This window comes from Aeromicrobium sp. 50.2.37, assembly GCF_024655735.1.
Classification (GTDB): Bacteria; Actinomycetota; Actinomycetes; order Propionibacteriales; family Nocardioidaceae; genus Aeromicrobium.
This window is the reverse complement of sequence record NZ_JANLGG010000043.1, coordinates 1-17,838: the sequence shown is the minus strand read 5'-3', so window position 1 is coordinate 17,838 and position 17,838 is coordinate 1. Positions and strand designations below refer to the sequence as shown.

Genomic DNA, 17,838 nt, shown 5'->3' with positions numbered 1-17,838 from the left:
TCAACACCCATCCAGTCTGGTGTTGCACCCACGATGCGGCCCCGCCATGGGAATCACGAACCCACCATGGTTCTCCCCCACCCACCTGCGGATGCATCCCGTGGTGAGTGGGGGAGAACGATGGTGAGTGCGGGTCAGGACCCGAGCCGCGCGGCCCGGTCGGCGACATCGGTCGGTACGACGTCGTGCGAGTCCGCCGCCGACACCGGGCTCGACGCGACGACCGACAGCGGCACGACGCCCGCCCAGGCCCCGGCCTCGACGTCGGCGTCGTCGTCCACCGGGTCCCCGGCGCGCACCTTCACCGACGCCTCGCGCAGCGGGACGGCCAGCACCGCGGTGGCCGCGACCTCCTTGCGGGTGGGCCGGCGCAGGGTGGCCGACCGGCCGGGCACGACGTGGTCGACGGTCAGGTCGAGCGCGCGCGCCTTCTCGTCCGGGTCCTCCACGACCCGCGCCTCCCCCACCACCACCGCGGAGCGGTAGTTCATCGAGTGGTGGAAGCCGGACCGCGCGACGACGAGCCCGTCGAGCAGCGTCGCCGTGACGCAGACGGTGCGTCGGTCCGAGCGGGTCAGCCACCGCGCGGCGACCGAGCCGTGCACGTAGAGGGTGCCGTCGGCGTCGGGCCCCTCGGGATCGACCGCGATGGCGACCGGCAGGACCACGGGATGGTCGCCGACGTCGACGCCCAGGTGCGCCACGAGCGCCTCGTCGAGGATCGCGTGCAGCGCGGCACGGTCGGTGAGCCCACGCTCGCGCGAGCGACCCAGGGTCGTGCGGGGGGTGGGGGAGAGCGGTGACGTGTCGATCGCGGCCATGACCCCAGCGTGCCGAGCAAGTGGTCCGGCGTCGAGAGCCACTATCGTCGGTATCGTGCAGACCACTCCGGGCTCGCCCGCGCTGCCGGTGCACCTCGACCGGACCACCGCCACGCCCCTGCCGGCCCAGCTCGCCGCCGACGTGCGGCGGCTCGTCGCGGCTGGCACGCTGCGGCGAGGCGTGCGGCTGCCGGCGAGCCGCGCCCTCGCGCTAGAGCTCGGGGTCTCGCGCTCGGTGGTCACGCAGGCGTACGAGCAGCTGGTCGCCGAGGGCTGGCTCGACGCGAGCCACGGCTCGGGCACCTTCGTCGCCGGGACGGCGGCCCGGCCCTCGCCCGCGGTCGTTGCGCAGGGAGCGACGCCGAGGACGGGCCCGCGCCTGGTGCGGCTCGACACCGGCACACCGTGGATCGATCCGCGCCACCGGGCGGGATGGAGCCGAGCCTGGCGCGACGTCGCCGCCGCCACCCCACCGGCCGGCTACGGCGACCCCTGCGGCATCCCCGAGCTCCGTGCCGCGATCGCCGAGCGGCTCGGCCGGCTTCGTGGCGTGGAGTGCGGGGCCGACGACGTGGTCGTCACGCAGGGCACCACTGACGGCCTGCGCGCCCTGCTCGACGTGCTGCCCGCCGGCGCCGTCGCGGTCGAGGACCCCGGATACCGGGCGGCGGTCGCGACGGTCCGTTCCGCGGGGCGAGGGGTGGTCGACGTGCCGGGCCGCGGGACCCCGACCGTGCCGCCGGGCGTCGTCGCGACCTACGTGACCCCCGCGCACCAGCACCCGCTCGGGCACGTGCTGCCCGCCGCCGACCGCGTGGCGCTGATCGCGGCGGCGAGGGAGCGGGGCGCCGTGGTCGTCGAGGACGACTACGACTCCGAGTTCCGCTACGACGTCGCGCCCGTCCCCGCCCTCGCGTCGCTCGACCGCACCGGCGTCGCCTACCTCGGCACCGCCTCGAAGTCGGTGTCGCCGAGCCTGCGCCTCGGCTGGCTCGTCCCGCCCCCGCACCTGCTCGACGCCGTGCGCGCCACCCGCGCGGTGCGGCACGAGGGCATCTCGTGGCCGGTCCAGCGCGCGTTCCTGTCGATGCTGCGCGACGGGTACGTCGACCGCGTGGTGCGCTCGGCCCGACGGGTCTACGCCGACCGGGCGCCGCGCGTCGCGGACGCGCTCGCACCGCACGCCGAGCCGGCGGGTCCGAGCGCCGGCATGTACTCCACCTGGCTGCTGGCACGGGACCGGGCCGAGGCCGCCGTCCGCGCGGCGGCACGCGCCGGGTTCGACGTCCCGCTGCTGTCCGACTACGCCCGCAGCTCCGGGCTCACCGGGCTGGTGGTCGGCTTCGGCGGCGTGAGCGACCTCGAGCTCGACGCCGCGCTGCGTGCCCTGGTGCGGGGCCTCGACGACACACCGCCCCGACCCCGACCCCACTGACGCCGTCGCCCCACGCACCGGCTGCACCCACGACGTCCCTGGGGTTCACTGGGCAGATGGGTGCCGACATCTCCACCATGCCGCTGCCCGGCGGCGGGCACGCCGATCCCCCGGACCGGCTCACGCCGTTCCAGCAGCGCGTCGCCGACGTGGTGGGAGCCCTGCCGCCCGGCGACCTGCTGACCTACGGCGAGGTGGCCCTCGAGGCGGGTCACCCCGGAGCGGGCCAGGCGGTCGCGAACGTGCTGCGTCGCGTCCCGGGACTGCCGTGGTGGCGCGTCCTGCCCACGAACGGCCGCCTGTACCGCCAGCACCGCGAGGCGGCCACCCCGCTCCTGCAGGCGGAGGGGCATCGCGTGGACGACGAGGGGCGGGTCCGGCCGGCCCGCGGCTGAGCCGGGGTCGACGTCAGCCGCGTCGTGCCGCCGCCAGCGCCTCGCGCCGCAGCTGCGCAGCGTCGTCGGGGCTCAGGTGCCGCACCGCCACGAGCCGTGCCGGGCCGACGGCCAGCTCGCCGTCGTCGAGCGGCTCGGACCTGATGCCCGCGTGCCCCCGCATGGCCTGGTGGGCCCCCGGCGCCAGCACCACGTCCATCCACGCGCACGGGTTGGCCCGGGTGAGCGAGCGGAAGGTCAGGCGGGACCCGCCGACCTCGAGCGTGAACTCGCTGTGCACCAGCGACTCGACGTCGAGGCCCCGCGTGAGCACGTTGCGTCGCGCGAGGAAGGGATCGAGGGGGTCGACGGCGAGGGTGCGCTGCAGTCGCTCCAGCTCCTCGACGGCCAGGAACGTGACGGCGGCGAAGCGGTGCCGGGTGCCGAAGTAGCGGTCGCCCACCAGACCCTTGCCCGCTCGCACCTGCACCGACGACACCTGCTCCGTTCCACCCGTGGCCTCCGCGACGGACGGCCTCGGTCCGTCGGAGGGGCGCCCGTCGTAGCGGTGCCGTGGGGAGACGACGAGGCCGACGATGTCGAGGTCGACCGGCTCGAACCCGGTGGGTAGCGCGTCCTGCACCCCGCCACGCTAGCGCCGACCTCCACCGCGAGCGGGTGCGGCGGGGTCGGGCGACCGGGCCGGGCCGGATTTGGCCTGCGATCACCGGCACGGCTAGACTTCCGTGGTTGCCCGCTCTGGGCACACCTCCTGCTGCGGACCGTCCGTAGCCGTTCAGACCGAAGGAGGACGCACCTTGTCGTTGCGTCACTACGAAGTCATGGTCATCCTCGACCCCGATCTCGACGAGCGCACGGTCGCTCCGAGCCTCGACACCTACCTCAACGTCGTCAAGAACGACGGCGGCAGCGTGGAGAACGTCGACGTGTGGGGCAAGCGCCGCCTCGCGTACGAGATCGACAAGAAGAACGAGGGCATCTACGCCGTCATCGACTTGACCGCCACCCCGGACACGGTCAAGGAGCTCGACCGTCAGCTCGGGCTCAACGAGTCCGTCGTCCGCACGAAGGTCACCCGACCCGACGTGAAGTAAGGGCTCTCGAGCTCCCTGTGGACGACGGCACCGCCGTTGTCCGCACCCTGGGGTTGACTGGCGTCGACCCCCACCCAGCACCGCAACCACAGCCACACCGAAAGGCTGGTCCCATGGCAGGCGAGACCGTCATCACCGTCGTCGGCAACATCACCGACGACCCCGAGCTGAAGTTCACCCCGTCCGGCGCGGCGGTCGCGAACTTCACCGTCGCCTCGACGCCCCGGTCCTTCGACCGGCAGTCGAACGAGTGGAAGGACGGCAACCCGCTGTTCATCCGCTGCTCGGTGTGGCGGCAGATGGCCGAGAACGTCGCCGAGTCGCTGCAGAAGGGCCAGCACGTCATCGTGCACGGCGCCCTCAACGTGCGTCAGTACGAGCGGCAGGACGGCGGCCGGGGCACCAGCGTGGAGATGAACGTCTACGAGGTCGGAGCGTCCCTGCGCTTCGCCACGGCCAAGGTCACCAAGGCCTCCCGTGGCGGTGGCGGCGGTGGCGGCGGCGACTTCGGTGGCGGCTCCGGTGGTGGCGGTGGCTACGGCGGCGGACAGGGCGGCGGCAACGCCGGTGGCGGCAGCGCCAACCCGTGGTCCTCGCCGCAGTCCGCACCGCAGGGTGGGAACGACGCCTGGGGCGGCGGCGGCGCCGCTGCCGAAGAGCCCCCGTTCTGAGTCACACAACCCCGTTCTGAGATTCACAGTTCAAGGAGAACCATGGCGAAGCCAGTCATCCGGAAGCCGAAGAAGAAGAGCAACCCGCTCGCGGCCGCCGGTGTCACCACGATCGACTACAAGGACACGGCGCTGCTGCGCAAGTTCATCTCGGACCGCGGCAAGATCCGCGCGCGCCGGGTGACCGGTGTGTCCGTGCAGGAGCAGCGTCAGATCGCCAAGGCGATCAAGAACGCCCGCGAGATGGCGCTCCTGCCCTACACGTCCAGCGGACGCTGAGAGAGGGCTGATCCGATGAAGCTCATCCTCACGCACGAGGTCACCAACCTCGGCGAGCCCGGCGACATCGTCGAGGTCAAGGACGGCTACGGCCGCAACTTCCTGCTCCCCCGCAACTACGCCATCCGGTGGAGCAAGGGCGCAGCCAAGCAGGTCGAGTCCATCAAGGCCGCGCGCGACTCGCGTGCCGTGCACGACCTCGAGGAGGCCCGTCAGATCAAGGGTCGCCTGGAGGCCGAGCCGGTCAACGTCCCGGTGCGCGCCGGCGAGAGCGGCCGCCTGTTCGGCGCCGTCACCGTCTCCGACATCGCCTCCGCCCTCGAGGCGGCTGGCGGCTCGGTCGACAAGCGTCGTATCGAGGTCGGCAACCCGATCAAGTCGCTCGGCGCCCACCAGGTGTCCGTGCGCGTCCACCCCGAGGTGACCGCCGAGGTCCGCCTCAACGTGGTGGCCTCCAAGTAGTTCGACGTCGGGGTCCGGATCGGCAGCGCCGGTCCGGACCCCGTCCTCGTTCCACGAGCTCCCTCCCCATGTCGCACCGACGCGCGCACCAGCGCCGCACGCGCACCGTCGCCGCCGTGGCAGGTTCGGTCCTGCTGGTCGGCGGCTGCTCGTTGTTCTCGGGCGACACCGAGCAGCCCGGCGGCGCGACCACGCAGCAGGCCGCCGACACGCGCACGGCGTGGGAGCGCGCCGACGTCGACGACGTCGAGCCGGGCGGGACCCTGCGGCTGGCCGTCGCGGAGCAGCCCACGAACTTCAACCCGGCCCACGCCGACGCCGCCGGCAGCGAGGTCGAGCGCCTGCTGGGACCCACCAGCGGCAACGCCGTCCGCATCACCGCCGACGGTGGCTGGGAGGTCGACCCCGACTACGCGCGCGACGTCGAGGTGGTCGACGAGGATCCCTTCACGGTCCGGGTCCGGCTCAACCCCGATGCCGTGTGGCAGGGCGGCACCGCCATCACGGCCCGTGACATGACGGCCTACTGGAAGGCGCTGCGCGGCAGCGACGACGCCTACCAGGTCGCGAGCAGCGACGGCTGGGACGACATCGAGGACGTCACCACCGACGACGACCCGTACGAGTACGAGGTCGAGTTCGAGGACCGCCGGCCCGACTGGCCGCTGTTCGTCTACCCGCGGCTGCCCGCCAACGCCTCGTCGAAGCCGAAGACGTTCAACTCCGGGTTCGTCGACCGGCCGATCTCGTCGAACGGACCGTTCGTGGTCACCTCGGTCGACGAGTCCACCGGCACGATCACGCAGGAGCGCAACCCGCGGTGGTGGGGCCAGGAGCCTCGGCTGTCGAAGGTCGTGTGGCGCGTCGCCCAGCCCGCGGTGCAAGCGGAGGCGTTCGACGCCGACGAGCTCGACGTCGCGACCCTCGACGCCGAGGGCTACGACCAGGTCGACGAGGACCGGGTGCAGCACGCCGGTGGCTCGCAGTGGTCGCACCTGACCCTCAACGCCGGTCGCGGGGCGCTGCGCGACGTCGAGGTGCGCCGGGCCGTGGCGGCTGCGCTCGACCGTGAGGCGCTGGCCGCAGCCGTGGCCACCCCGGTCGGGGCCGAGCCCCGCACCGCCGACAGCGTGCTGGTCCTGCCCGGGCAGGCGGGGTACGACGAGGTCGCCGAGCCACGCAAGCGCGACCTAGCCGAGGCCCGGTCGTTGCTCGAGAAGGCCGGCTACGAGGTCTCCGGCGGCGAGGCACCGAAGGCCACGAAGGACGGCGACCAGCTCACGCTGACCCTCCCCGTGGTGGGTGGCTCACCGTCGATCGCCGCCCGGGCCAAGAGCATCGCCGCACAGCTCGCGGAGGTCGGCATCGCGGTCGACGTCCGGTCGGTCGAGCCCGACGCCTTCACCGCCGACGTCCTCGTGCCGCTCGACTTCGACCTGCTCACCTTCAGCTGGGGACCGTCCCTGCTCGGTGCCGAGGCCGCCCGCGACCGGTTCCGCCCGATCACCTCCACCTCCAACTTCACGGGCGTCTCGTCGCCGGCCAAGCCGTGGAACGTGGCCCGCGACGCCGAGGATGAGGACGCACTCCTCGACGCCCTGCGCGAGCTCGAGGCCGACCTGCGCAAGGACGCGGTCGTGGTGCCGCTGGCGGTCACGCCGTCGGTGGTGGCGGTGCGCGAGGGCGTGGTGAACGTCGGCGCCACCTCCTTCGAGCAGCCGCACTGGACCACCGTGGGCTTCCGGGCCGGCGACTGACCCTCACGGCCTAAGGTGTCGGCGTGCCGAAGCTGAGACGGACCACGACCACCCACCTCGCGGTGCTCCGCGAGCTGGAGGTCGTCCGCGTCCACGACGTGACGCCGGGGATGCGTCGGCTCACGCTGGCCGGCCCGGCGCTCGGGGAACGGGACGTGGAGGGACCGGACGGGCAGCCGGTGACGCTGCCCGCCTTCACGTCGCCCGGATTCGACGACCACGTCAAGGTCTTCGTGCCGCCGGCGGACGCCGAGCGCCCCGTCCTCCCGCGCCAGCGGCCCGACGGGCTCGACTTCACGACCGAGGGCGTGCGTCCGCTCGGCAAGGACTACACGCCCCGTCGCGTGACGCCCGACGAGGTCGAGCTCGACTTCGTGCGCCACGGCCACGGACAGGCAGCCGGCTGGGCCGAGCGGGTACGTCCGGGTGACCTGGCGTGGATCGCCGGGCCCACGATCGGGCAGGCGTTCCCGCACGGCGTGGACGCGTTCGTGGTCGCCGGCGACGAGACCGCCCTGCCGGCGATCGGACGGTTCCTGGAGGAGCTGCCGCCCGGGGTGCCCGCCCAGGTGGTGGTGGAGGTCGCGGGACCGCAGGACGAGCAGGAGCTGGTGACCGGTCAGGGCGTCGACGTCACGTGGCTGCACCGCGGCGAGGACGCCGAGCCGGGCACCACGACGCTCCTGGCCGACGCCGTGCGCGCCCTGCCGTGGCCGGCTGGGGACGTGTACGCCTGGATGGCTGGTGAGTCCACCGCCGCGCGTGACGTACGCACGCACTGGCGCGCCGACCGCCACGTCCCGCGCGACTGCCTGGACGTCTCGGGCTACTGGCGCCGCTGAGCCCTCACGGACCGTGGGCTCAGGCGCCCAGCACCATCCAGGTCGTTCCACGCTGCCGGAGCCAGAGGGTGACGAGCCGGGCCAGCTGGAACACGCCGTAGGCGGCCCACAGCCAGGCCAGCCCGGCCCCGAGCGACCCGGCGAGCAGGGCGAGCGGTGCGTACGCGAGCAGCACGGCGAGCCCGGCCCAGGCGAGGTAGACCCCGTCACCGGCGCCGATCAGCACGCCGTCGAGCACGAACACCACGCCGGAGATCGGCTGCACGGCGGCGACCACGACGAGCGCGGGGACGAGGGCGTCGTGCACCGCCGCGTCGGGGGTGAACCAGCCGCCGACGAAGGGCGCGAGGGCGAGCAGCAGGACGCCGGCGGCCAGACCGGTGCCGATCCCCCAGGCGATCATGCGACGCGTGAGCGCGCGGGTCCCGTCGGCGTCACCCGCACCGAGGGTGCGTCCGGTCAGCGTCTGTCCCGCGATGGCGACGGCGTCCATGGCGAAGGCGAGGAACGAGACCAGGGAGGTCGCGATCTGGTGGGCCGCGAGCGGAGCGTCGCCGAAGGTGGCGGCCACCGCGGTGCCGAGCAGCAGGGCAGCACGCAAGGTGGCGGTCCGCGCCAGGAGGGGGACTCCGTCGCGTGCCGCAGCCACGACCCCGGCCACGTTCGGCCGCCCCGAGGACCCCGCGGCGCGGGCGCGGCGGACCACCACGAGCACCAGCCAGCCGGCCGCCACCCACTGCGCGACGGCCGTGCCCACGGCGGCGCCGGCGATGCCCAGGTCGAGGCCGTGCACCAGCACGAGGCTCAGCACCACGTTGAGCACGTTCGCGAGCACGGTCACCAGCAGTGGCGTCCGCAGGTCCAGGACGCCGCGAAGGGCGCCGGTGGCGGCGAGCACCAGGAGCATGGCCGGGACGGCGCTCGCCGAGATGAGCAGGTAGGTGCTGGCGAGCCCCTCGACGTCGCGCGAGCTCCCGAGGGCTCCTGAGACAGGTCCGCGCGTGGCGGCGACGAGCGCGCCCAGCACCACGCCGAGGCCGACGGCCAGCCAGAGGCCGCCGGCCGCTCCGTCGTAGGCCGCACGGACCTGCCCCGCACCGTGCAGCCGGCCCACGGTGGCGGTGCTGCCGTACGCGAGGAACACGCAGAGCCCGACGACCGTGAGCAGCACGCTGGAGGCGACCGCCAGTCCACCCAGCTCGGAGGTGCCGAGCCGACCGACGATCGCCGTGTCGGCGAGCAGCATGAGGGGCTCGCTGACGAGCGCGAAGAAGGCGGGGACGGCGACCGCGACGATGCGTCGATCTTGTTCACCAAACTTGTTCACTTCGCGTCCTCAGCCTGTGGATTTCGTGGGGAGGACGGGGTTCTGTCGACATGTCGACGCAACACGCAGGTGCACGGAACGTGTCGGGAAAGTATTCCGGCTCCACACTGTGTGTATCGCATCGCTGCAGGTCAGAGCCATGATGCCCATAGTTGTCCCCCGTTCGTCCACAGTGTCGTCCACTGGCTGTGCACAGCGTGTGCGGCGTTTTCCACACTCTCCCCAGGGTTGTCCCCAGCCGCTGTGCAGCGCGCACTTTGATCCGACCCCGTCGGGCCCCTAGTCTGACGCGTCGGCAGACGTGCCGAGGGAGGGACCCGTCCGGCCGACGAGGCCGTGCACCCGTGAACGGGGCGGCGGTGTCCGAGGTCCGACCTACCGTGGGGTGGGCGAAGAGAGGAAGGATGCCGGTGACTGTCGCCGATCTGCACGCGATGGGGCCTGAGCCCGACGACGTCCCCGCCGGACGCGTCCCGCCGCAGGACCTCCCGGCCGAGCAGAGCGTCCTGGGCGCCATGCTGCTCAGCAAGATGGCGATCGACCCGGCGGCCGACCTCCTCGAGGGCCGCGACTTCTACCGCCCCGCCCACGAGGCCATCTTCGAGACGATCGTCGACCTCGCCCAGCGCGGCGAGCCCGCCGACGCCATCACGGTCTCCGCCGAGCTGCAGCGACGCGGCGACCTCACCCGCGTGGGCGGCGCCCCGTACCTGCACACGCTCGTGGCCGGTGTGCCCATCGCCTCCAACGTCGACTACTACGCCGAGATCGTCCGCGAGAAGGCCATCCTGCGCCGCCTCATCGAGGTCGGCCAGAAGATCGCCGGCCTCGGCTGGGCCGAGACCGGCGAGATCGCCGAGATCGTCGACCGCGCGCAGGCCGAGGTGCTCGACGTCGACGGCAGCAGCGGCACCGACGACTACCGGGTCATCTCCGAGCTGATGGCGCAGACCATCCAGGAGATCGACGACATCCAGAGCCGCGACGGCGACATGGCCGGCCTGGAGTCGGGGTTCCCCGACCTCGACAAGCTCACCACCGGCTTCCGTGGCGGCCAGATGATCGTCGTCGCCGCCCGGCCCGGCGTCGGCAAGAGCACCCTCGGGCTCGACTTCTGCCGCGCCGCCTCCATCAAGAACAACGTCCCGTCGGCCATCTTCAGCCTGGAGATGTCGGGCGCCGAGATCGCCATGCGTCTGCTCTCGGCCGAGGCCAAGGTGGCCATCCACCACATGCGCGGCGGCGGCATGACCGACCGCGACTGGGACTCGGTCAGCCGGGTCATGCCGCGCGTGCAGGGTGCGCCGATCACCATCGACGACTCGCCCAACATGACGATGCCCGAGATCCGGTCGAAGGCCCGGCGCATCCAGAAGGCGGCCGACGGCAAGCTGGGGCTCATCGTCATCGACTACCTGCAGCTCATGACGTCGGGCAAGAAGGTCGAGAACCGCCAGGTCGAGGTCTCGGAGTTCAGCCGCCAGATCAAGCTGCTGGCCAAGGAGATCAACGTCCCGGTCATCGCCATCAGCCAGCTGAACCGTGGCTCGGAGCAGCGCACCGACAAGACCCCGCAGATCTCCGACCTGCGCGAGTCCGGCTCGATCGAGCAGGACGCCGACATGGTCTTCCTCATCAACCGGCCCGACGCCACGAGCGCCGGCGAGTCCGAGCGGCCCGGCGAGGCCGACATCATCGTGGCCAAGAACCGTTCCGGACCGACCAACAAGGTCGCCGTCAGCTTCCAGGGCCACTACTCGCGCTTCACCCCGATGGCGCGCGACGCCGAGCCGTCGCCCGGCGCCGCCGCAGGCGAGTTCTACGGCGGCTGACATGACGGCCCCGGCGGGTGTCGCTGAGCTGGCCGGTGCGCTGCGTCGCGCCTGGGGTCCGGACACCTGCGCCCCGGAGGACCGGTCGGCGTGGCACCCGGGCAACCCCGCCCGGGGGCAGTGCATCACCACAGTCCTGGTGGTCCACGACCGCCTGGGCGGCGAGCTCGTCAGGGGCGAGGTGCACGTCGACGGCGAGCGCGTCGACTTCCACTGGTGGAACCGTCTGCCCGACGGCTCGGAGGTCGACCTCACCCGCGAGCAGTTCGCGCCCCACGAGATCGTCTCCGGTGGCACCACGGTGGCGCGCCCGGCCGACCCGGGACGGGTGGCGTCTCAGTACGCCGTGCTCGTGCAGCGGATGGCCGAGCTCAGCGCGACGTGACGGCGACCGGTGACGCGTCGGCGAGGGCGGTGGAGCCCTCGACCGTCTGCTGGTCCACGGCGCGGATGTCGGGGATCCGCAGCGAGGCCAGGGCTGCCACGAACATCGCGGCGGCGAGCACCAGGAAGCCGACGGTGTAGCCGCGTTCGAGCGGGAACCCGCCGACGCCGGTGCTGCTCGTCACGATGGCCGCCATGACGGCGGACCCGATGGATCCGCCGATGGTGCGGATGTTGGCGTTCATGCCGCTCGCCACCCCGGTCTGGTGCGCCGGGACGGACGCGATGACGACGTTGGCCAGGCTCGAGAACACCAGACCGCCACCGATGCCCTGCACGGTGATCGCCGCGTAGAGCTGCCAGGTCTGGTCGTGGAACAGGGCGATCGACGCGAACGCGAGGCCGTTGAGCAGCGTGCCGGTGAGGATCACGGTCCGGGCGCCGAGGCGGGCCACGAGCTGGGCCGTGACGAACCCGACGAGGAACGAGGCCAGCGCCGACGGTGCGATGAGCCGACCGGACTCGGTGGTCGTGGCCCCGAACCCGTACCCGGCCTCGGTGGGGGTCTGCAGCAGCTGCGGGAGGAAGCCGAAGGCCGCGAACATGCCGAAGCCGACGCCGGCCGCCACCAGGTTGGCGGTCCAGACACCGCGCCGGCGCATCATCGCCATGTCGATGAGTGGCACGTCGGCCCGCAGCTCGACCACCACCCAGGCGACGAGCAGGACCACCGCCAGCACCGGGAGCAGGAGCACGGGCCACGACGTCCAGCCCCACACGTTCCCCTGGCTGACCGGCAGCAGCAGGCAGACGAGCCAGGCGGCGAGCAGGACCGCCGGCGTCGCCGGGATGCCACCGGGGGTGAGGACCGGTGACTCCGGCACGAGGAACGCTGCGCCGAGCGCCGCGAGGGCGGTCGCGATCATCGGCAGCCAGAACAGCCACGCGTAGCCGAGCACCTCGACGATGGGGCCGCCGAGGACGATGCCGACGCCGAAGCCCACGGCGGCCAGGGAGGCGATGATGCTGAGCGCACGTCCGCGGCGCTGGTCGTCGAACTCGTCGCGGATGATGCCGAAGGAGAGCGGCAGCACGCCGCCGCCGAGTCCCTGCACCACGCGGGCCACGAGCAGCCAGCCGATGCTGGGCGCGAGCGCCGCCATGAGCGAACCGATGGCCAGCGCCACGAGGACGATGACCATCATCCGCTTCTTGCCGTACGCGTCACCGATGCGACCGAGCAGCGGCGTGCAGACCGACGCCGACAGCAGGTAGGCGGTGAGCACCCAGGTGCTGGTGCTCTGGGTGGTGTCGAAGTGGTCCTGGATCAGCGGCAGCACCGGGATGATGAGCGACTGCAGGAGCGTGAACGAGGCGACGGCGATCGTGAGGACGGTGAACGTGACGAGCTGACGTCGGCGCGGCGTCGTCACGGGCGGGTCCTCCGGGTCTTCAAGTGGGTCGGGAGTGGTTGCGGATCGCAACCCTGCGAGGTTACCGGGCGCGTGGTGACGACGGGCCACGGCCGCCACCCGGAACGTCTGGCACGATGGTCGCCATGGGAACCCTGATCGGAGCGGCCATGGTGGCCGCCACCCGCACGGTCCGCGAGCGCCGCGCCTGACGGCGCCGCTGCTCGACACCGTCGCACGTACGCGCCGCCGCAAGCGTCCTGACCCGACGACGCCACGGAGCGTTCACGCATGCCCACTCACCGTTCCCAGCACGGTGGCCGAGCCGAGCTCGGCCAGAACGACCTGCACGACCCTCGCACCGTCGAGGCGATCATCCGGCTCGTGCGCCGCACCCGCGGGCCGATCCTCGAGATCGGCGCCGGACGCGGTGCCCTGACCCGTCCCCTCGCCGACCTCGGTCGGCCCCTCACCGCCGTGGAGCTCGACGAGCACCGGGTCGTCGAGCTCCGTCGAGCGCTGCCGGGTGTGGAGGTGGTGCACGCCGACGCCACCCGGCACCGGTTCGGACCTCGGACCCGCGTGGTGGTCGGCAACCTGCCCTTCCACCTCACCACCCCGTTGCTGCGGAAGGTCCTGGCGGCGCCCGCCTGGACCGACGCCGTCCTGCTCGTGCAGTGGGAGGTCGCTCGCAAGCGGGCCGGCGTGGGTGGGTCGACCATGATGACGGCCCAGACGGCCCCATGGTTCACCTTCGCGTTGCACGACCGGGTCCCGGCCGCTGCGTTCCGGCCCCGCCCGAGCGTCGACGGTGGGCTGCTCGTGGTGCGTCGCCGACCGGAGCCGTTGGTCCCCCCGACGGACCAGCGGCGCTACGCCGAGCTGGTGCGACGCGTGTTCACCGGTCGTGGGCGTGGGCTCGCCGAGGTGCTGGCGCGCACCACGTCGACACCGGTCGCGACGACCCGACGGTGGTGCGTCGGCGCCGGGGTGGACCCGAGGGGGCTCCCGCGCGACGTCGGCCCCGGGGAGTGGGCGACGTTGTGGCGGTCGGCGTCGGGCTAGGCGGGATCGGTGGTGGTCGGGCCGGGCGAGGTCGGGTCGGGGGAGGTCTGGTCGGCGGGTCGCCGCGCCGCGGGATCGGCCCGGCCGAACGAGCGCGCCAGCAGCAGGATCGGTGCCACCAGCACCAGTGGCACGACGAAGGCCCAGCGCAGACCACCACCCTCGGCCACCGCGCCGATGAGCCCGCCACCGAGGATCGCCCCCACGTAGTTGGCGATGTTCATCCGGGCGATCGCCGCGTCGGCTGCCTCGGGTGGCACGGCGGCGCCGAGCGCGGCGAAGCCCAGCGGCGCGACGACCGCGAGCCCGAGGCCGACCACGAAGAAGGCCACCACCGCGGCCACCGCCGTCGGTGCGACGAGGACGGCGACGTAGCCCACGAGCCCGAGCGCCGTCCCGGCGGCGACCACCGGTGCCGCCCCCGCCCGACGCACCAGGTGGTCGCCGAGGAGACGGGAGACCAGCGCGCCCGCCTGGTAGGCGGCGTAGCCGAGCGGGACGAGCCCGGCCGAGGCGTCCATCGCGTCCTCGAGGTACACGCTGCTCCACGTCCCCGTGCCGGTGTCGGCGGCGTAGAACAGGCAGATCACCAGGCCGAACAGCAGCACCGGCCGCCACGGCACGTGGACCGTCGTGGCCATGACGAGGTCCTCGACGTGGCTGCCCGGAGCGTCGACGGCCAGGTCGCGCCGCACGACCAGGGCGGCGGCGGCGACGAGGATCGCCGCCACGGTCAGGTTCGCGGCGACCGAGACGTCGAGCCGCGAGGCCAGGGCCGCGTACCCGGCGCCCACGATGCCGCCGATGCTCCAGCACGCGTGGAACCCCGTCATCATGCTGCGACCGCGCAGGCCCTCCACGCGGACGCCCTGCATGTTCATCGTGGCGTCCACCCCGCCCAGCGCGGTCCCGTAGACCACGAACCCCGCGAGCAGGAGCGGATAGCTCGGCGCCCAGCCGATGGCCGCCGCTCCCACGCCGATGCCGACGAGCGACGTGGTGAGCGCCGCCGCACTGGACCGTCGCGTCGCGAGGATCCCGGCGAGCACGCTGCCGAGACCGGCGATCGCCGCGACGACCACGAGGATCAGCGTCACGTCCGCCTCGTCCAGGCCGAACCGGTCCTGCTGACGCGGCGTCTGGGTGACGATCGCGGCGAAGGTGAAGCCCTGGAGCAGGAATCCAGTGCTGACGGCGACGCGAGCTCGGTCCACGAGCGTCAGCGTAGGACCGGGCGGGGGTCGCCCGGTCCCGCTCGCAGCGTCAGGCCGCCGACCGGAGCTTGAGCGTCACCGACCGACCGCTCGCGCGCGCGGCCTCGTGCGACTCGGCCAGCTGCTCGCGGGCGAGGTCGCGGAGCTCGGCCATCTGCGGCGTCACCTCGGCGAGCGTCAGCTCGGTCTCGATGACGTCGAGGTCGAGGCCCCACACGTCCTCGAGGATGCGGCGCAGGTAGGCCGTCGCGTGGTCCCAGCCGGCGCGGGGGGTCCCCTCGCCGTAGCCGCCGCCCTTCGCGACGACGAGGAAGGCCGGCTTGCCCTTCACCGTCTCGGTACCGGGCGCGAAGCGCGGGTCGGAGATGAGGGTGTCGATCCAGAGCTTGAGGTGGGCCGAGACGCCGAAGTTGTAGAGCGGTGTGGCGATGACCAGGACGTCGGCCTCCACGACCTCGTCGGCGAGCTGTGCTGCCTGCGCCCGGGCCGCGCGCTGCTCGGGCGTCCACGACTCCTCGGGCACGAAGCCCGCGAAGGCGGAGGTGGCCCAGAGCGAGCCGTCGAGCGGCTGCGTGCCGACGTCGCGTCGGGTGACGGTGACCCCGTCGCCCTCGGCCTCGACGATGGCGGCCTCGAGGGTGTCGGCGACGGCGCGGCTCGTCGAGCCCTCGACGCGGATGCTGGAGTCCAGCCGGAAGATGGTGGTCATGGGGTGCTCCTGAAGTCGGAAGAGATCGTCTGTCCAACAGATCATATATCTAAACGATGATCGTCATTCGTGATGATCGTCACGGACGCAGGTCGCGCTAGGATGGAGCCATGACCGAGACCACCGCCACCGCACGGGAGCGCGAGGACGCCACCGCCCCTGCGCGGGTCGATCTCGGTCAGGCCCTCGGAGCGGTGCTGCGGCGCTACCTCGATGCGGCGCACGACGCCGTGGCCGAGCTCCCCGGGGGACCGCGAGGGTTCCAGGTGCTCTCGCTCGCCGGTCAGGGGGAGCGCAGCAACCAGGCCACGCTCGCGGCCAGCCTCGGCATCGACCGCACCGTCATGACCTACCTGGTCGACGACCTCGAGCGCGCCGGCCTGGTGGAGCGCCGTCCGGACCCCGCCGACCGACGAGCCCGTCAGGTCGTGCTGCGGTCCGAGGGCGAGAAGGTCCTGCGCGAGACGACCGATCGCATCCAGGAGGTCGAGGGCAGCGTGCTCGCCGGTCTGTCGGGCGACGAGGCCGACGTGTTCCGGTCGCTGCTGGCCCGCGTGGCGGCCGACGCCCCTGCTGACCACTCGATCTGCTCGGCCGAGCCGCCGGCCTGCTGAGCGCCCTACGCTGACGCCGTGCGCGTCGATCTCTGGTGGGCCGCCGTCGCCCCGGGCGAGCAGCGTCCGGGTCAGCAGCTGCTGGAGCGCGCGGCGGCGGAGCGACTCGGCCGCCCCGGCGTGGAGGTCGTACGGACGTGCCCGTCCTGTGGGTCGAGCAGCCACGGGCGGCCGGTGTCTCCTGGCGAGCCCGCCCTGGGTCTGTCGCTGGCGCACGCCGGCGGGCTTGCCCTCGTCGCGGTCGTGCAGGGAGCCCGGGTCGGCGTCGACCTGGAACTGCTCGGCACCGACGTCGAGCACCTGGCCGACGTCGCCCTCGGCCCTCGCGACGCCCCCGCACCGACCCCGTCGGAACTGCTGCGCACGTGGACCCGCAAGGAGGCCGTGCTGAAGGCGGTCGGCGTCGGGCTCGCGGTGGACCCGTCCGAGCTGGCGGTGTCCGGGGCCCACGACCCTGCAGAGCTCGTCTCGTGGTCGGTCGTCGACGTCGCCGACCCGCGGCCGGTCCACCTGGTCGACCTCGGCCCCGCGCACGGGGTGCCCGCGGGCGTGGTGGCCTCCCTGGCCGTCACTGGTACGTCACGAGGTCCGGACGTGGTCGTACGTTCCAGGTCTGCCGGGCCGTGAGCATCGGCTCGTCCTCGTCGTGGAAGTTCTTCCAGCCCCAGTGCACGCCGTCCGGTGCGCCGCGGCGGATGGTCGCCCAGGTGCCCTTCTTGGCGGCAGGGGTGCCCTGACCGTCGACGTGGATGACGGTGGCGAGCTCCGGGTGGGTGGTCACGACCTTCGCGCGATCCGTGATCATCGACGTCGAGAACTGGTGCAGCACGAAGAGCTTCTGCGGCAGCCGCTGCTCGCGGGTCAGCCGCGAGAGCCACGCGGAGACGCGGTTGACCTCGGACGCCTTCACGGACCCGATCTGGCGCAGGTGCTTCTGGCCCTTCTTCAGCCGCCACTCCGGGTCGAGCGCCAGGCCCACGTGCGGTCGCAGCAGCAGCGACCGGTAGCGCTTGGCCTGGGTCAGGAAGTCGGTCCGACCCGGCTGCAGGTCGATCACCACGTACTGCCCGGCCTTCTCGGCGGCGCGCACGAGTGGCAGCAGGTCCTCCACGTCGGCCTCGGCGGAGTAGTCGCCGTCCTTGCCCTTGGAGGCCGACGCGACGGTCGCGATGATCTCCAGTGCGGGGACGATCCTCGTCTTCGTCTGCGCGCGGTAGCGGTCGGCGACCCGTTCGGCACGCTTCACGGTGGCACCCACTCCCTGCTCGCCGAGCAGGCCGAGCGACGGGGTACCGGGGTGGCCGTAGAGCGCGACGACGTGCCGGCCGGGGAAGGCGAGCAGCCCGCCGCCGGGCTGCTCCAGGTTCCGGCGGACGGCCATCACCTGGTACCCGAGTCCGTGGCGGAACGGACGACCGAGGCCGATCACCGCGGCCTTCGGCCGCTCGCGCAGCGCCGCCACCACGTCGGGAGCGGCGCGCGGGTCGGCCTCGGGAGCGCGCAGCACCGTGGCCCCGGCCGTGCG

The 17,838-nt window shown here is 72.9% G+C and carries 20 protein-coding genes; 13 read left to right on the top strand and 7 right to left on the bottom strand.

What is annotated here, in order from left to right; all coding sequences use genetic code 11:
- Positions 1–134 precede the first annotated feature (134 nt).
- Positions 135–821, bottom strand: coding sequence for a pyridoxamine 5'-phosphate oxidase family protein (locus NUV38_RS16465; RefSeq protein WP_257730152.1), 687 nt, complete (start codon positions 819–821; stop codon positions 135–137).
- 55 nt (positions 822–876) lie between these two features.
- Between NUV38_RS16465 and NUV38_RS16460 the strand changes: the two genes are divergently transcribed.
- Together NUV38_RS16460 and NUV38_RS16455 are read left to right on the top strand one after the other, a co-directional pair.
- Positions 877–2,256, top strand: coding sequence for a PLP-dependent aminotransferase family protein (locus NUV38_RS16460; protein ID WP_257730151.1), 1,380 nt, complete (start codon positions 877–879; stop codon positions 2,254–2,256).
- A 56-nt stretch (positions 2,257–2,312) separates the two neighbouring features.
- Positions 2,313–2,651 carry an MGMT family protein gene (locus NUV38_RS16455; protein WP_257730150.1) on the top strand — a complete coding sequence of 113 codons (339 nt, stop codon included), beginning with the start codon at positions 2,313–2,315 and terminating at the stop codon, positions 2,649–2,651.
- A 13-nt stretch (positions 2,652–2,664) separates the two neighbouring features.
- Here NUV38_RS16455 and NUV38_RS16450 read toward each other — a convergent pair whose 3' ends face one another.
- Positions 2,665–3,273 carry an MOSC domain-containing protein gene (locus NUV38_RS16450; protein WP_257730149.1) on the bottom strand — a complete coding sequence of 203 codons (609 nt, stop codon included), beginning with the start codon at positions 3,271–3,273 and terminating at the stop codon, positions 2,665–2,667.
- Positions 3,274–3,454: 181 nt separating this feature from the next.
- Between NUV38_RS16450 and rpsF the strand changes: the two genes are divergently transcribed.
- The 6 genes from rpsF to NUV38_RS16420 all read left to right on the top strand — a co-directional run bounded on the left by rpsF (position 3,455) and on the right by NUV38_RS16420 (position 7,756).
- Entirely contained in the window at positions 3,455–3,745 is a 291-nt protein-coding gene (rpsF, locus tag NUV38_RS16445) for a 30S ribosomal protein S6 (RefSeq protein WP_055962375.1), read from the top strand.
- Positions 3,746–3,858: 113 nt separating this feature from the next.
- Positions 3,859–4,416: a single-stranded DNA-binding protein gene (locus NUV38_RS16440; RefSeq protein WP_257730148.1), complete on the top strand. Its 558-nt coding sequence runs from the start codon at positions 3,859–3,861 to the stop codon at positions 4,414–4,416.
- A gap of 42 nt (positions 4,417–4,458) precedes the next feature.
- The gene (gene rpsR, locus NUV38_RS16435) at positions 4,459–4,695 is read left to right on the top strand and encodes a 30S ribosomal protein S18 (RefSeq protein WP_055962368.1); all 237 of its coding nucleotides are present in this window, start codon (positions 4,459–4,461) and stop codon (positions 4,693–4,695) included.
- Between the two features lie 15 nt (positions 4,696–4,710).
- Complete coding sequence (gene rplI / locus NUV38_RS16430; RefSeq protein WP_257730147.1) at positions 4,711–5,157, top strand: 50S ribosomal protein L9; 447 nt, start codon at positions 4,711–4,713, stop codon at positions 5,155–5,157.
- 68 nt (positions 5,158–5,225) lie between these two features.
- On the top strand, positions 5,226–6,914 hold the full coding sequence (locus tag NUV38_RS16425) for an ABC transporter family substrate-binding protein (RefSeq protein WP_257730146.1): 1,689 nt from the start codon (positions 5,226–5,228) through the stop codon (positions 6,912–6,914).
- A gap of 23 nt (positions 6,915–6,937) precedes the next feature.
- Positions 6,938–7,756, top strand: coding sequence for a siderophore-interacting protein (locus NUV38_RS16420; protein ID WP_257730145.1), 819 nt, complete (start codon positions 6,938–6,940; stop codon positions 7,754–7,756).
- Positions 7,757–7,775: 19 nt separating this feature from the next.
- On the opposite strand, the gene NUV38_RS16415 is transcribed toward NUV38_RS16420, so the two are convergent.
- Complete coding sequence (locus NUV38_RS16415) at positions 7,776–9,083, bottom strand: MATE family efflux transporter (RefSeq protein WP_257730144.1); 1,308 nt, start codon at positions 9,081–9,083, stop codon at positions 7,776–7,778.
- A 434-nt stretch (positions 9,084–9,517) separates the two neighbouring features.
- Here NUV38_RS16415 and dnaB point away from each other — a divergent pair, with 434 nt between their 5' ends.
- Both dnaB and NUV38_RS16405 read left to right on the top strand, forming a co-directional pair.
- On the top strand, positions 9,518–10,915 hold the full coding sequence (gene dnaB / locus NUV38_RS16410; protein WP_200931213.1) for a replicative DNA helicase: 1,398 nt from the start codon (positions 9,518–9,520) through the stop codon (positions 10,913–10,915).
- A gap of 1 nt (position 10,916) precedes the next feature.
- Complete coding sequence (locus tag NUV38_RS16405; RefSeq protein ID WP_257730143.1) at positions 10,917–11,300, top strand: hypothetical protein; 384 nt, start codon at positions 10,917–10,919, stop codon at positions 11,298–11,300.
- On the opposite strand, the gene NUV38_RS16400 is transcribed toward NUV38_RS16405, so the two are convergent.
- A complete protein-coding gene (locus NUV38_RS16400; protein ID WP_257730142.1) occupies positions 11,287–12,732 on the bottom strand; it encodes an MFS transporter in 1,446 nt (481 codons plus the stop codon). The genes NUV38_RS16405 and NUV38_RS16400 overlap by 14 nt on opposite strands.
- A gap of 270 nt (positions 12,733–13,002) precedes the next feature.
- Between NUV38_RS16400 and erm the strand changes: the two genes are divergently transcribed.
- Positions 13,003–13,776, top strand: coding sequence for a 23S ribosomal RNA methyltransferase Erm (gene erm / locus NUV38_RS16395; protein ID WP_257730141.1), 774 nt, complete (start codon positions 13,003–13,005; stop codon positions 13,774–13,776).
- Here erm and NUV38_RS16390 read toward each other — a convergent pair.
- Positions 13,773–14,990, bottom strand: a complete 1,218-nt coding sequence (locus NUV38_RS16390; RefSeq protein ID WP_257730140.1) for an MFS transporter — start codon at positions 14,988–14,990, stop codon at positions 13,773–13,775. The two genes, erm and NUV38_RS16390, sit on opposite strands and share 4 nt — an antisense overlap.
- 49 nt (positions 14,991–15,039) lie before the next feature.
- Positions 15,040–15,699 carry an FMN-dependent NADH-azoreductase gene (locus tag NUV38_RS16385; protein ID WP_257730139.1) on the bottom strand — a complete coding sequence of 220 codons (660 nt, stop codon included), beginning with the start codon at positions 15,697–15,699 and terminating at the stop codon, positions 15,040–15,042.
- Positions 15,700–15,809: 110 nt separating this feature from the next.
- Between NUV38_RS16385 and NUV38_RS16380 the strand changes: the two genes are divergently transcribed.
- Both NUV38_RS16380 and NUV38_RS16375 read left to right on the top strand, forming a co-directional pair.
- Positions 15,810–16,313 carry a MarR family winged helix-turn-helix transcriptional regulator gene (locus NUV38_RS16380; protein ID WP_257730138.1) on the top strand — a complete coding sequence of 168 codons (504 nt, stop codon included), beginning with the start codon at positions 15,810–15,812 and terminating at the stop codon, positions 16,311–16,313.
- An 18-nt stretch (positions 16,314–16,331) separates the two neighbouring features.
- Positions 16,332–16,940, top strand: coding sequence for a 4'-phosphopantetheinyl transferase superfamily protein (locus NUV38_RS16375; protein WP_257730137.1), 609 nt, complete (start codon positions 16,332–16,334; stop codon positions 16,938–16,940).
- On the opposite strand, the gene NUV38_RS16370 is transcribed toward NUV38_RS16375, so the two are convergent.
- Positions 16,882–17,838: hypothetical protein (locus NUV38_RS16370; RefSeq protein WP_257730136.1), on the bottom strand; the 957-nt coding region annotated here is incomplete at its 5' end. The genes NUV38_RS16375 and NUV38_RS16370 overlap by 59 nt on opposite strands.